Source organism: Flagellimonas pelagia (genome assembly GCF_003584135.1).
GTDB classification, from domain to species: Bacteria; Bacteroidota; Bacteroidia; order Flavobacteriales; family Flavobacteriaceae; genus Flagellimonas; species Flagellimonas pelagia.
The window spans coordinates 1-14,042 of the sequence record NZ_QXFI01000029.1; the positions used below are offsets into that span (position 1 = coordinate 1).

The following is a 14,042-nucleotide window of genomic DNA, read 5'->3' on the forward strand; positions in this document are numbered from 1 at the left end:
GGCCTTGAGTTCTGTCTCGGCTACCTTGGCATTGAATTCGACCACCTTTCTTTTTTCCAAGGCATCACGTCTGCGTTTATATAGAAAATAACTTGCAATTGAGATCAGTGCCAGAAGGATGGCCCCAGCCAAATAACCATTTTTGACGAGATGTTGCCGTTTGATTTCCTCCTCGGCCTCGGCCTGTTGCCTCTCCATTTTGAACTGCATTTCCTTCCGGGTCAGCTCAGATTTTTTTTCTTAGCTCAACACACTGTCCTGAAGACGTACATGCTCTTTGTAAGCATGGAGGGCTTCTGCCATTTCTCCTTCATGTTCGTATACCTCACTCAATACTTTCCAGGAATCCGCTTGCCATTCCACGGCTTCGATCTCTTGGGATAGGTCAAGGGCTTTCCTCCCATTTAAGGCAGCCAAGTCATAGTTTTTCAATATGATATTGACCATTCCTATGCTGTTCAGGGCAGAAGCTTCAATGTATTTGTTCCCGATCTGGTGGGCAAGATCCGCCGCCTCCTGATAATACAAGAGTGCCTTTGGGTAATCTTCGAGTTTTTTGTAAGCTAGGGCCAAGTTATTGGTAATGGCGGCCACAAAGAGGTCATTTTCTTCCTGTTTGGACAATTTTAGGGCCTTTTCAAGATTGGCCACTCCTTCTTCATATTTTTTAGTGTCGTTGTAGATGATTGCAATGTTTGACAGTGCTTTTATTTCATCAGGGACATTGCCCAACTTTTGTGCAGAGGTCAAATAGGCTTCATAATTTTCCAAGGCCCTATCGTACTGTTTTAAATCGGCAAAAATGTTTCCGATATTGCTCAACAACGACGCTTCAAGTGACCTGTCCCCTATGGATTCGGCAAGATGTTGCGCTTTTTGGTAGACATCCAGTGCGGCTAGGTCGTCTCCCATAACATAATGCAGGTTTCCCTTCTGTCTCAATGCGTAACTCTCCCCCTTGATCCAATCTGTTTCGGAGGATATGGCAATGGCCTCATCTACCAAAGGAAAAGCTTCCTTGGGATTGGAATAGGTCATTTCCCCAGCAGTTTTTATCAATAAAGAAACGCGGACAGAATCTTTTGCCGAATGGGTGGCCAATTCCTGTTGTAACGAATCCAATACGCTTTGTTGGGAAATTCCCCAAAGGGGAAAGAGCAATAGGACTAAAAAGATCTTTTTAAAGGAATCTGGCATGGCGGGTGATTGGTCAAAACCAAATTTAAAGGTTTTGACTCAATATGCTGCCCCGTTCATTGTGTATTGCGGTAATTCAACAAAAGACAACGCTCATGTTCATATTTACAACGGTGAATAAGTGGTCGTGGCATAGGCTATGGGGAATATATAGCTTGGTGTTTTCTACGCACCATAACCATTTTATACTATGAAAAAAATGCAGTTGTTTTTCCTTTCCATTTTTACACTTACCATGTTCACAAATTGTAATTCTGACGATGGCGATGAACCAGAGGATGGGAAATCCGGAAAGGTTGAGGGAATCATCCAGTTGTCCGGGGAGGAGACTGGGGTTTTGGGGACTTCTTTGACCGTAGGGAACATTGAGGTCGGAAATGCATCATTGACAGGAACGGACAAATCTGTCATATTACTTTCCGATAATATTACAGTGGTAGATAACGAACTGGTCTATAGTAATGACCAGAGCGGTTTTGTGATCGTGGCTGCGGATTTTTCCACTGGGGGGTCACCCGATATCGACAAGACCATTTCCATGACCATTGTAAAGAACGGGGAAGAATATCCACATGCGTGTTCCTCCCCCTATCAAGGATTCTTTATGGCCTGTGGAGATGGGTTTGAAGTTGATTTCGAAGCCAAAAAAGTCACTTTTGAAGGTACCACGGTAATCAATACCGATGATGACAAGCTTTTGACTATGGATGGAGTGATAACGTGGGAGTAACGGTTCATATTGAAGAAAATGATACATAAGATAAGTTTGGGGGTATTGTTGGCTATCTTGGGGTTGCTTGAATTAGAGGCACAGGCCCCAAGTGCCAACAATCTGATTGTGTTCGATCCACCTTCCGAGAAGTTTGCTCCCGTTAAACTACAGGCCCATATGGGCCTTCCTCGGTTTGGGGCATTTAACAGTCATATGGTTAAGAATACGGGTGCCACGCCCGCGATGAGACCCGCACGGGGAAATGATGGGGCCCATGTGATGGAACAGAACAAAAAGGAAAGAAACGGTCTCTTGAATTTTTCCATTTTGGTGGGGTTGAAATATTTGGAGCCCTTTATGAGTGATCTGGACCGCGGGCGTTTGACCGTGGCCAGTTCCAATACATCACAAGAACAACGGAATTCCGCATTTCTACAGCAGTTTTTACGGACCCAAGTCGGTCCGAATCTTTGTTTGGACAATGCCTGCAACCAAACCAATCAAGGAAAAAACGAGTTTGAGAGGCTTCGCAATTATACCTCTTTTGTTGAGGTATGTTTGGAGCCACTTCAAAGGTGGGGCCAATCGTTTTTCAAAAATGATGAAATGGTAGGATACCATGTATCCACACTTCATGTTGGAAGGGGGTATGACTTTGACAAATTAGGGTATTGGGTAGGACATTATCTTAATCTGAACGATGTTTTTACCCCAAAGCAAGGTGGGGCCAAAAGAGTGGTCTTCGAGCCTGTTGCGGCATATGAGCATGAACTTTTGAAGAAAATCAACGGAAAGAACAATCTTCAATTTTTTCTCAAAATCGACGAACAGACCGCCGAACGGTTCTTGAAGGAAGACATCAACCGGTTGTATTTGGTGAAGAAGATAAAATTGAAACGTTCGGGCAAACCGATGGCCTTTCCTTATGACCCTGTGGAGTTCAACTATTCCCATGTGGACAGCGATGTGGAAATTTATGAGGACGAAGCCCTTACAGAACATTTTATGACGCTTTCCCTTGCCAACCTCACGTTAAAAACCAATTGATCTATGAAGAATTTGCTTTTTGTAATTATAATAATTGTTTGCCAAGGAGTAGGGTGGGGCCAACCAATGGAAAAGGTTTTTGATCCACCCAGTACCGATTTTATTTCCCTATCCTTACAGACCCACAAAGGGAAGCTCCGCTTTGGGGTACAGGATGAATATTTTGTGAAGGCCGATGGCACCTATATAAGCTCTAGGGAAGAAGGGTATTTTGAAATGGACAAACGGTCCAGCCACCATATGGCCAGTAAGCACGCCTTTATGGAGCTTTTGAAGATGAGGTTTAAGGAAGACATGTTTGCGGTAATGGACAAAGATCTTTTTACCGAACGAAAGCAAAATATGTATGAGGAAGAGTTGAAATCCCTCACCGCCCAGCAGCATGTACTGGCCTTGGCAAATGCATTGTGCAATACACAACAGTTGATTCGGTTTTTCTGCAACCCAAAAGAAGAGGATTGTGTTTCCGGGTTTCCACAAGAAGGGTATTACAACGAACCAAGGAACCAAAGGCCATGGGGAGGCAGGGGGGCTTCGGAGTTTCAGAAATTGCGTGCGTATACCGCTTTTGTGAAGGAAAAATTTCCCATGTTAGAAAAGTGGGCAAAGACCCTTTATACAGACAATACCTTGGAGGGATACTATGTGGCCCGAACCAATTTGGGCACCTACGATTTTAAGGATGGGGGTTATTGGTTCAATACCAATCAATTTTACAACACTGGCTTTTTGTTACATTGGTATGGACTTCAACCATCCAACTCCACCGAAAGAAATTTGATGCATCCCAATGGCACTTCTATCCTCTTCAAAATGTCTCCGGAAGAGGCAGAGCACTTTTCTGAAAAGCACCAATACCTCTATTTGGTGTTGGATGTGACCGGCTACCTGAATGGAGTGGAAAATTATCGTGCAGATCAGCTCAAGACCACCTTCAGTTTGAACAGCCCTGTCATAGAACTGTACTCGGATGATGGCCTTACCCAAAAAGTGGGGGAAATAGACATCAATTCCATGGTGTCCAAAACCAGATAAAATCTAAGCTATGAAAATGAAAGATATAAAAACCAAATCCATATTGCTTGTTGCGGTTTTTGGTCTGTTGGCGCCAATCTCGGTCCAAGGACAGTTTTTAAAAAAACTGAAAAAGAATGTGGAGGATAAAATCGTAAATAAGGCCAGTGAAAAAACCGATGAGTTATTGAATGGGGAAGGGGAAAAGACATCGGCTCCAGAAAAAGAGAAACCAAGTCCAAAGACTGGGCCTGCATCAACAAACAAAACATCCCCAAACAGCATACCGATAGGAAATCAAACCCAGAATAAATCGCCTGAAATTAAGGACGATAATATTATCACCTATAAGGCCCCCAACAAGGATTTTATGGATGTGGTCATACAATCTCACAAGGGACTTCCCCGCTATGGAGATGTTTATTATCATAGGGGGGTTACGGCCCCGACCCATAGCAAAGCCTATCGGGCACTCTTGGAACTTAAATTTATGGAAGACCTTTTCAAGGATATGGACCGGTCAAAACTCACTTCATACAATTATGCGGACAATGACCTTAAGGCAAAGAACTCCAATAAGGCCCAACATCATTTGTTGATGCTCGCAAAGGATGTTTTTTCGGATGAAAATATGCAAGAATACTTTTGTGACCCCGAAGCAAAGGCCCCGTGTAATTTTACCAATGCCGTGGGTGAACGAACCATTGTACCTAGCTGGGGAGGGACACGGAACAATGAATTTGCCCAAAATCGCAGTTACTCCAAGTTTATCAAGAATCATTTTGAGACCCTTCGGGATTGGAGTGAAACATTCTATGAAAATGGAAGCCAAGTCGCCTACTTCGTGGCTAGGGGAGCGGTAGCTGAAAAATATGATTTTAAGGATAAAGGCTATTGGATTGGCAATATATTCTCCATAGGAGGGGACTTTATACTTCATAATTCCAATTTTTTGGCCTACTCTGAGAATGAAAAAACCTTGAAGAACACATCAAAAAAGGTTTTTTTGTCCGTAGACCCAACAGCGGCCAAAGAATTTAACCTCCAATCCAGATCACCCGTATTTGTGGTGTTCAAGGTGAAGGTGACACCTCGTATTACAAATCCTACCCATGTGGATTGGGAGTTTGAGTTGGAAAGTACAACAATGGAGTTTTATAAGGATGCCCCCCTAACCAAAAAAATGGGAGAGGTGGATATGAAGACCGTTAAATTTAAAGATTGATCAAATGAAATGTAATCGTACGAAACAAGTTTTATGGATTGTAGGGGTATTGCTGATGACATTGCCTCAGAACATGAACGGTCAGTTTTTTAAAAAATTGAAGCAGCAGGCCGAGGAAAAAATAATTAAAAAGGCCGATAAGAAAGTGGGTGATATTTTGGATGGGAAACAAGATTCGGCGAATGGAACGAATACGCAAACTGAGGCCATAACACTACCCGAGGCCCAAAAAACAGAGCAAAAAGCTACACAACAGAATACCGCCATAGCTTACAATGAGGATGATTACCTGGTTTATAAATCCCCTAACCAAGCCTTTAAGGATATTGTGGTTCAGAAATTCAAGGGCCTTCCCCGATTTGGGGCCATAGATTCCTATATGATGCAGGACAATCCCAAAAAAGTGGACCTTTCCAAGGAAGCCGGTGAAAAAAGGAATCTGACGGGTACCGGGTATGCTGGGTTTGCCCACTTGGTGCGTATCCATAGTTTGAAGGAGCATTTTAAGGTGATGGACAGGACTGCCCTAACGCAGCAGACAAAAGGAAAGATCATTGAGGAAGAAGCAAAGTCGAGCTTGGCCCAAAAAGTATTGAAGGAATTTGCATTTGATATGGGAACCGATGCCCTGAAAAAGGAATATTTTATGAACGATTGGAGCGGAACCGGTAAGAGTGCCTTGGTCCGTGAATGGGGAGGTCACCAAGCGGACGATTTTACGGAGAATGAGCGGTATGTATCTTTTGTAGAAAAGTATCTGGATATCATTTTAAAATGGAGCAAAAGCTTTTTTAGTGATGGAACCGAGGATTTTCAATTGGTCCATGCCATAAAGTTCCAAGGCCAATATGATTTTGACAAAGGAGGTTTTTGGATACGGTTACCTATCAAAAGACCCCCATTTGGGGTTTCCTCAGTGGAATATTTTGGTGAATTCCTACCTAATACGCCATATGGGCAACAGTTTTTCAATAAAACCGAACAAGTGGATTACATCAATGGGGATGTATTGTTCAAAATGGGCCCCGATAAAGCCGAAGCCTTGATTAATGATAAAACTGTGCTGCTACAGATGACCATGAAGGTCAGGTCTGTTTTTAAGGGTTTTGACAAGGCTAATCCTTTTGTCTATAGCGCCAATTATACCTACCATTTTTTAGACCCCATCCTAGAACTGTATTCGGATGCCCAACTGACCAAGAAGATAGGGGAGATTGATTTGGAAAGGTTATATTTCAAAGGCCAAGAATAATAAAGTCTTTTGTGAACTACAGGTAGATGGGGCGGATAATGAGGACCACCAGGAACGGTTAATTTGAACCATCTTAATATTTTACTTTAGATGAAGCGGGACATTTACTTATATGTAATTTCACTGTACTCTATTTTTTCCGGTTTTGGTGGTATACCATGACTGTTTTTTGCATTTTAAATGAACATTGACAATATCCGGTCTATTCCAAATGAATTTTTGCATCCGAAATTTTTACTTTCTGGTATTATACCACATGGTAAAATGAGATTCATGTTCCGTAATGGAAGCTATATGATGCTGTTTCTTTTGGAATCTTAGCTTCGAGTGGAAAAATATAGGAGGGACGTTTTACAATAGGGATTGATGGTACAACCATGTTCATACCATGATTTCCCATTTTTGGGGAGGAAATTCTTCACACTTGGATTACTTAACAAGTATTTTTTTTATTAGTAAGTAAACCCAACACAAACTGAAACAGGATTTTAAAAGAGTTACGAGGATAAAGAAACATTCAAGAACTGTATGCGCTTTTGTATGCGGTATCGTATGCGCTTTTATGACCTGAAATTATTGTTTTCATTCATATATAGTTGATAATAAATTGATTATAGTGTATTCATGTGATTAGGGGTCGTCGGGTCGGGCGAAACGAGGAGGAGTAAGAAGGGGAGTAGTGTTGCTTAGATGTTTTATTAAACATCTGATAATCAATTTATTGATGATTTTCTGAAGAATTGGATTCCTATATCGGACCTTCGGGTTGTGAGCGTGTTATTAAATGATTGAAAATCAGTTAATTGACATGATTTCAATATCAAAACAATACGGTACCGCATACGGAATTTTCTAAAATAAAAAACCTGATTCTAAACATAAAACGCTTAAAATCAGGTTTTTATAGTAGCGGGGACTGGACTCGAACCAGTGACCTTCGGGTTATGAGCCCGACGAGCTACCTACTGCTCTACCCCGCGATGTGGACGGCAAATATACAACGGTTTTCTGATCATTTCCAAACTAAAAGTAATATTCCTGTTTCATTGGGGACTATCCAGCCTAAAATCCATAAATTCGGGATTTTGACTTTATGGAAAGTATCAACGATTTTCTGACCACTATTTTACCCTATACGGAATGGCCCATGTTCATCCTTCTTATAGGTGGTGGACTCTTTTTGGTTTTCTACTCCAAGTTTGTTCCCTATCGCTACTTTGGGCATGCTCTTGCCGTAGTATCGGGAAAGTACGATGATAAAAATGCCAAAGGGGATGTAAGTTCGTTTCAGGCCTTGTCCGCAGCCGTGGCTGCAACAGTTGGTTTGGGCAATATATCTGGAGTGGCCATTGCCATCCATGATGGGGGACCGGGCGTTGTTTTTTGGATTTGGATGACAGCACTTTTGGGTATGGGCATTAAATTTTACTCCGGTAGCTTGGCCATTATGTTCCGTGGAACGGATTCAGAGGGTAAACTACAAGGGGGCCCCATGTTCTACATTACCAAAGGAATGGGAAATTGGGCAAGACCCATGGCCGTATTTTTTAGTATTTGCGGAATGTTCGGGTTTTTGGGAGTGTTTACCGCCAATCAGTTTACCGAAGCGTTTATGGGAGTGGTCAAACCACACGAAACCTTGTTGGTCACCAGCGAATATAATTGGAAGTTGGCCATTGGGTTCTTTTTGGCCATCGTTACCTCCGGGGTCATTTTTGGGGGATTGAACAAAATCGCCAAAGTGGCATCCGCCATTGTGCCCTTTATGGTGGGGGTTTACCTATTGGCCGTAATTTTTGTGATGGCCAGCAATGCAGGTGATATTTTCCCTGCCCTTAAAATGATTTTTGTGGAAGCATGGAATTTTGATACCATGGTAACCGGAGGTTTTTGGGGATTGGTGATCATCGGGGTCCGAAGGGCCATGTTCTCCAATGAGGCGGGGTTGGGTAGCGCACCCATGTACCACGGCCAATCCCGTAATGATGAGCCAACCAAGGAAGGCCTTGTGGCCATGTTGGGCCCGTTTATAGATACCATCATGGTATGTACCTTTACCGCAGTGGTCATTATTTTGAGCGGAGCCTATTTGGAAGATGGTAGCGGCATCACCATGACCATGTCCGCTTTTGAAAAAACATTGTATGGCATTGGGGATACCTTGTTGATGGTCATCGTGGCCGCTTTTGCACTTTCAACCCTGTTTACCTATTCCTATTACGGGGTGAAGAGCCTTTCGTTTTTGACCAACCCTAAAATTGGCAAATGGTATAATGTATTTTTCGTGGTCATGATCGTATTTGCAGCGGTGGCCTCCTTACAACTCGTGAAAAATCTTATCGACCTATCTTATGCCTTAATGGTGATACCGAATATGATCGCGGTGTTGTATCTTTCGCCCAAGGTAAACGCAGCCTCCAAAGAATATTTTCAAAAAATGAAGAAAGGTGCATAGATCGGGCTTTGTAAATATCATCGGAAATCCGAATGTGGGAAAATCCACGTTGATGAATGCCTTTGTAGGAGAGAAACTCTCTATCATCACCTCCAAGGCTCAGACCACCCGACATAGGATTTTGGGTATTGTGAACGGGGAAGATTTTCAAATGATACTTTCCGATACTCCTGGAATCATTAAACCTGCCTACGAGCTACAGACCTCTATGATGGATTTCGTGAAATCCGCTTTTGAGGATGCCGATGTGTTGTTGTATATGGTAGAGATTGGTGAAAAAGCTTTAAAGGACGAAGAATTCTTCAAAAAAATCAAGAACAGCAAAATTCCTGTGTTGTTGCTCCTTAATAAAATTGATACTTCCGATCAACAGGTTTTGGAAGAACAGATCCAATATTGGCAAGAGCAATTGCCCAATGTGGAGATTCATCCGATTTCAGCCCTGGAGAATTTTAATGTAAAGGAAGTGTTCGAACGCATATTGGAATTGCTACCCGAAGGGCCACCCTATTATCCTAAAGATCAGCTAACGGACAAGCCCGAACGTTTTTTTGTGAACGAGACCATCCGCGAAAAAATCCTGCTCCATTATAAAAAGGAGATTCCTTATTCCGTGGAAGTGGAAACCGAGGAGTTTTTAGAAGATGAGGACATCATCCGAATCCGCTCTGTAATTATGGTAGAGCGAGATACCCAAAAGGGAATCATTATCGGTCACAAAGGGAGCGCCCTAAAAAAGGTTGGGGTGGAGTCTAGAAAAGACCTCGAAAAGTTCTTTGCCAAACAGGTACATATAGAACTGTATGTAAAAGTCAACAAAAACTGGAGGAGCAATGCCCAACAGTTAAGACGATTTGGCTACAACGGATAGGTTACCTCAAATTTTTTGAAACCCAGCAATGGTTTCCCTGAACAGCGTTTTAAGTTGTTCCATTTGTCCTTCTCCTTTCGATTTTCCCAATCGCCCAAAAGCGTATAGGGCAAACCAGAGCAACACCAAAAAGAACATTCCCACCATTAAAAAAGTAATGTCCTTGCCCAATGAATGGTTGGAGTAGGCAAAAATGCCCAAGATCACAAACAGGGTGCCCACCCCAAAATGAAGGAACATGAAAAATGTCCAAAGGGTAGGGTTAGGACCAAAAACCCCTCGGATATTGCTCACACCCTGTTCATACGATGAAAGCTCAAGGTGAAGTTGAGGCGTCCAAAAATTGGTATCCGCCTTCCGGAACTTAATAAAAACATGCTCATCGAGCCTATTGATCAAAAAACCATCCTTTTTTAGAGTGTCGTAACTATGTTTCAATGCTTCCACATCGGTCCTCAATGAAACATGGAAACGAGGTCTCAAAACAATCTCATTGGTCAGGTCGCTCATAACAGTTTGAAAATGATAAAAAAAGGTATCATTTTTTCTTCATAATAAATGGTACTTTTGCCAAAATTTAATGCAGATGGGAGCTATTGTAGCTATCGTAGGGAGACCCAATGTGGGCAAATCCACTTTTTTCAACCGATTGATCCGTCGTCGTGAAGCGATCGTGGACGCCGTGAGCGGTGTTACCCGTGACCGTCATTATGGAAAGAGCGATTGGAACGGCAAGGAATTTTCCTTGATCGATACCGGTGGATATATAGTGGGAAGTGATGATGTTTTTGAAAAGGAAATCGATAAACAAGTGGAACTGGCCATCGGGGAAGCAGATGCCATTATTTTTATGGTGGATGTAGAATCGGGCGTGACCGGGATGGACGAGGATGTGGCCAAATTGCTTCGCAAGGTAAATAAGCCTGTCTTTTTGGCCGTAAACAAAGTCGATAATGCCCAACGTATGGCCGATGCCGTAGAATTTTATGCTTTGGGATTGGGCGAATATTTTCCACTTTCTAGTATCAACGGAAGTGGTACAGGGGAGTTGTTGGATGCCTTGGTAGAAGTGTTGCCCGATATCAAGGATGAAGAAAGTGAACTGCCCCGTTTTGCTGTGGTGGGGCGCCCTAATGCAGGGAAGTCCTCCTTTATCAATGCATTGATCGGTGAAGACCGATACATCGTCACCGATATTGCCGGAACCACAAGGGATAGTAACGATACTCGATACAATCAGTTCGGATTTGAATTCAATTTGGTGGATACGGCCGGTATCCGAAAGAAATCCAAGGTGAAGGAAGATCTGGAATTTTACTCCGTGATGCGTTCCGTTCGGGCCATTGAACATTGCGATGTCTGTATTTTGTTGTTGGATGCCACTCGTGGTTTTGACGGACAGGTGGAGAACATTTTTTGGTTGGCCCAACGTAACAATAAAGGAATTGTGATCTTGGTGAACAAATGGGATTTGGTGGAAAAGGATACTAATTCCGTAAAAGAATATACGGCCAAGATCAAAGAAGCCATTTCACCTTTTGAAGATGTACCGATCCTGTTCATATCAGTGTTGAACAAACAGCGCATCTATAAGGCCATCGAGACAGCAGTGGAAGTGTTCAAAAACCGTTCAAAGAAGGTCCCGACCCGAAAGTTGAACGATATCATGTTGCCCATTATTGAGCATACTCCACCCCCGGCGTACAAGGGTAAGTATGTAAAGATCAAGTTCTGTACCCAGCTGCCAACACCGTATCCGCAGTTTGCTTTTTTCTGCAATTTGCCGCAATATGTACGGGATCCCTACAAGCGGTTCTTGGAAAATAAGTTGCGGGAGAATTTCGACTTTACGGGTGTTCCAGTGACTATTTTTATGAGGAAGAAGTAGCGTTTTACTGCTCCGAGGCCAAAAGTACTTCCAGTTTTTGCTGAATCCGGTTCCCTGAGTTGTCAACGGCCGTAAGAATATATTCCCCAGGTTCAATATCCAGAATAAGCTCGTGGAAGTTTTCCGTTTTGCCCATATAGGTATCATCCAAATACCAATACACCGTGGCATTGTTTTGTTGATGTGCCAATTTTAATAGGATGTCCTTGGTTTTGGTTCCCAGGTCTTTTGGGAGCAATACCACTTCATTTGATTTTGGATAGATAAATTCCATCAATTGATTTTCCATTTCCGAACAATTGCCCATATAGGGAGGCAATTCCTTGTAATTGGGGTTGGAAAGCGCATAATAGTACTCGATGGTGGGAGGAAGCACAAACCAGTTTTTGGCCACCATGTTTTCCAAAGGATAGCATTCCGAGTTTACCCGATAGGTTTCCGAAGCATCCAAAAACAATTGTTGGTGGAAAGGGCAAGGGCCGCTTCGGGTTCCATGGGTGGGCACGTATTCTTTTTTTACATCGTCACAAAAGACCGAAGCCCGATAACCACTTTGCGAACAGACTTCCACTTCCACCAAATCATCAAAAGGTTCTTGGAACCATCCACTATGTGGAAGGGCATCCAACACATCGAACAATAGAGGGGCGGCTGCTGTGATTCCGGTCAGGCCGGGCCTTCCTTCACCATCGGCATTGCCAGCCCACACCCCAATGGCATACTTGGGCGTTACCCCAACGGCCCAGGCATCCTTAAAGCCAAAACTGGTCCCGGTTTTCCAGGCAATGGGTTGGGAAGAATCAAAAAAGTGCCAGTTTTCATCTCCTTCTGGGCGGTTCACTTCATACATGGATTGAAAGGTGGAGTAAATGGCCCCGGCCCCAAAAATGGGAGGGTCAAATTGTGGGGTTCCCAAATCGATTTCTGTTTCAGACAGGTATGAAGGTTTTACAAATTCGTTGGTGCGATAGGTGCTGGAATGGGTCACGAAATAGTTCAAAGTGGAAGCCATAGCCGCATAGGATTCGGTTACTTCCCAAAGAGAACTTTCAGCTCCACCCAATATCAAGGAAAGACCATAATAGGAGGATGGCCTGTCCAATGACTCCAACTTCATTTTTTTGAGTTTGTTATAGAATTTTTGAAGACCATATTCCCGTAGCAATCGCACAGCTGGAACATTCAGTGAGCGGGAAAGGGCCCTGCTGGCCGGTACGGCACCCACATGTTTTTTGTCAAAATTTTGGGGATGGTACCCATTGATCACGGTCGGTACGTCTTCAACCAAACTATGCGGCAACAACTGTCCTTCATCCAATAGGGAAGCAAACAAAAATGGTTTTAAGGTACTTCCTGTACTTCGGTTCTTGGTGATGATGTCTACATAATTGGCATGTTCTTTTCCAGAAGGGGAATTCCCCACATAACCCAAAACTTTTCGGGTTTCCACATCGAGCACTAGAATGGCCAAATTGTGTATTTCATTTCCTTTTAATTGGTGGTAGTGTCTTTCGGCCAAGATGTTCAATCGTTGTTGCAAGGCTCTATCAATGGAAGTTGTGATGCGTTCCCCTGAATGTTCGTTTCGGATGCGTTCCGTGAGGTGGGCGGCCACATCTGGCAAGGGAACCGGTTTTTTGGGAAGGGGTTCTGCAATGGCCAGTTCATAGGTAGTCTCATCAATGGTGCCTTTGTCCTTTAATTTTTCCAACAACCGATTTCTTTTTTCAAGAAATGTCCGCTCATTTCTTCCTGGAAAAATAAGAGCCGGTGCATTGGGCAAAACAGCAAGGGCCGCGGCTTGGCCCCAACTCAGTTCGTGCGCAGGAATGCCGAAATAGCGCCAAGCCGCGGTTTCAAGTCCCACTACATTACCACCGTATGGGGTGTGGGAGGCATAAAGGCGTAAAATCTCTTTTTTGGAGTACCTCAATTCCAATCGGGTGGCCATAAAGATTTCGACCACTTTTTCTGCATAGGTCCGTGATTTGTTCTTTCTGCTCAACCGGATGACCTGTTGGGTGATGGTACTGCCACCCCTTCGGGATTTTTTGGTCAGGTTATGACCAATGGCCTTAATAATAGAAACAGGATTGAAACCGGGATGTTGGTAAAAATATTCATCCTCAAAAAGGAGGATACATTCTTCAAAACGTTTGGGAACGGAGTCCATTTCGGGAAACCGCCATTGACCGTCATCTGCAATCCGCGCCCCGATCAAAGCGCCATCGGAACTGTTCACCACGGTTGAGTTGGGGTCATCAAACAAATTTTTGGGCAAACAGAACAACCACAAGACCAAAAAGGCCATAAAAATGGCCAGCTTGATCTTATGTCTATATGCAAACCTTTTTAATCGTTCCCAAAAATTGTTCATTCCA

Annotated in this window: 12 protein-coding genes and 1 tRNA gene; 8 read left to right on the forward strand and 5 right to left on the reverse strand. The window is 43.2% G+C overall.

Annotated features, from left to right (window positions below):
- The coding region (locus D2V05_RS12625) for a hypothetical protein (protein ID WP_147378254.1) at positions 1-210 on the reverse strand (210 nt) is incomplete at its 3' end.
- 30 nt (positions 211-240) lie between these two features.
- Complete coding sequence (locus tag D2V05_RS12630) at positions 241-1,197, reverse strand: tetratricopeptide repeat protein (protein ID WP_119647215.1); 957 nt, start codon at positions 1,195-1,197, stop codon at positions 241-243.
- Positions 1,198-1,387: 190 nt separating this feature from the next.
- On the opposite strand from D2V05_RS12630, the gene D2V05_RS12635 reads away from it, so the two are divergent.
- The 5 genes from D2V05_RS12635 (at position 1,388) to D2V05_RS12655 (ending at position 6,447) form a co-directional block, all read left to right on the forward strand.
- Entirely contained in the window at positions 1,388-1,927 is a 540-nt protein-coding gene (locus D2V05_RS12635) for a hypothetical protein (RefSeq protein ID WP_119647214.1), read from the forward strand.
- 18 nt (positions 1,928-1,945) lie between these two features.
- Positions 1,946-2,956: a hypothetical protein gene (locus tag D2V05_RS12640; RefSeq protein ID WP_119647213.1), complete on the forward strand. Its 1,011-nt coding sequence runs from the start codon at positions 1,946-1,948 to the stop codon at positions 2,954-2,956.
- Between the two features lie 66 nt (positions 2,957-3,022).
- Complete coding sequence (locus D2V05_RS12645; protein WP_119647212.1) at positions 3,023-3,991, forward strand: hypothetical protein; 969 nt, start codon at positions 3,023-3,025, stop codon at positions 3,989-3,991.
- A 16-nt stretch (positions 3,992-4,007) separates the two neighbouring features.
- The gene (locus D2V05_RS12650; RefSeq protein WP_147378253.1) at positions 4,008-5,195 is read left to right on the forward strand and encodes a hypothetical protein; all 1,188 of its coding nucleotides are present in this window, start codon (positions 4,008-4,010) and stop codon (positions 5,193-5,195) included.
- A 4-nt stretch (positions 5,196-5,199) separates the two neighbouring features.
- Positions 5,200-6,447: a hypothetical protein gene (locus tag D2V05_RS12655; RefSeq protein WP_147378276.1), complete on the forward strand. Its 1,248-nt coding sequence runs from the start codon at positions 5,200-5,202 to the stop codon at positions 6,445-6,447.
- A gap of 907 nt (positions 6,448-7,354) precedes the next feature.
- Here D2V05_RS12655 and D2V05_RS12660 read toward each other — a convergent pair.
- Positions 7,355-7,427: transfer RNA gene (locus tag D2V05_RS12660), tRNA-Met, on the reverse strand.
- Between the two features lie 113 nt (positions 7,428-7,540).
- Between D2V05_RS12660 and D2V05_RS12665 the strand changes: the two genes are divergently transcribed.
- Complete coding sequence (locus tag D2V05_RS12665; RefSeq protein ID WP_119648017.1) at positions 7,541-8,902, forward strand: alanine/glycine:cation symporter family protein; 1,362 nt, start codon at positions 7,541-7,543, stop codon at positions 8,900-8,902.
- Positions 8,895-9,773 (forward strand): GTPase Era, encoded by an 879-nt coding sequence (gene era / locus D2V05_RS12670; protein ID WP_119648018.1) that lies wholly within the window; start codon positions 8,895-8,897, stop codon positions 9,771-9,773. The genes D2V05_RS12665 and era overlap by 8 nt, the downstream gene beginning before the upstream one ends.
- Positions 9,774-9,779: 6 nt before the next feature.
- On the opposite strand, the gene D2V05_RS12675 is transcribed toward era, so the two are convergent.
- Positions 9,780-10,283 carry a GTP-binding protein gene (locus tag D2V05_RS12675; RefSeq protein ID WP_119648019.1) on the reverse strand — a complete coding sequence of 168 codons (504 nt, stop codon included), beginning with the start codon at positions 10,281-10,283 and terminating at the stop codon, positions 9,780-9,782.
- A 76-nt stretch (positions 10,284-10,359) separates the two neighbouring features.
- Between D2V05_RS12675 and der the strand changes: the two genes are divergently transcribed.
- Entirely contained in the window at positions 10,360-11,661 is a 1,302-nt protein-coding gene (gene der / locus D2V05_RS12680) for a ribosome biogenesis GTPase Der (protein WP_119648071.1), read from the forward strand.
- Between the two features lie 4 nt (positions 11,662-11,665).
- Here the strand turns inward: der and pbpC are convergent, their stop codons facing one another.
- Positions 11,666-14,038: a penicillin-binding protein 1C gene (pbpC, locus tag D2V05_RS12685; protein ID WP_119648020.1), complete on the reverse strand. Its 2,373-nt coding sequence runs from the start codon at positions 14,036-14,038 to the stop codon at positions 11,666-11,668.
- Between the last annotated feature and the right edge of the window lie 4 nt (positions 14,039-14,042).

Bases quoted from the DNA above. Each gene is read 5' to 3' on its own strand.
- D2V05_RS12630 (WP_119647215.1), bottom strand. From the start codon at position 1,197: ATGCCAGATTCCTTTAAAAAGATCTTTTTAGTCCTATTGCTCTTTCCC.
- D2V05_RS12635 (WP_119647214.1), top strand. From the start codon at position 1,388: ATGAAAAAAATGCAGTTGTTTTTCCTTTCCATTTTTACACTTACCATG.
- D2V05_RS12640 (WP_119647213.1), top strand. From the start codon at position 1,946: ATGATACATAAGATAAGTTTGGGGGTATTGTTGGCTATCTTGGGGTTG.
- D2V05_RS12645 (WP_119647212.1), top strand. From the start codon at position 3,023: ATGGAAAAGGTTTTTGATCCACCCAGTACCGATTTTATTTCCCTATCC.
- D2V05_RS12650 (WP_147378253.1), top strand. From the start codon at position 4,008: ATGAAAGATATAAAAACCAAATCCATATTGCTTGTTGCGGTTTTTGGT.
- D2V05_RS12655 (WP_147378276.1), top strand. From the start codon at position 5,200: ATGAAATGTAATCGTACGAAACAAGTTTTATGGATTGTAGGGGTATTG.
- D2V05_RS12665 (WP_119648017.1), top strand. From the start codon at position 7,541: ATGGAAAGTATCAACGATTTTCTGACCACTATTTTACCCTATACGGAA.
- D2V05_RS12675 (WP_119648019.1), bottom strand. From the start codon at position 10,283: ATGAGCGACCTGACCAATGAGATTGTTTTGAGACCTCGTTTCCATGTT.
- der (WP_119648071.1), top strand. From the start codon at position 10,360: ATGGGAGCTATTGTAGCTATCGTAGGGAGACCCAATGTGGGCAAATCC.
- pbpC (WP_119648020.1), bottom strand. From the start codon at position 14,038: ATGAACAATTTTTGGGAACGATTAAAAAGGTTTGCATATAGACATAAG.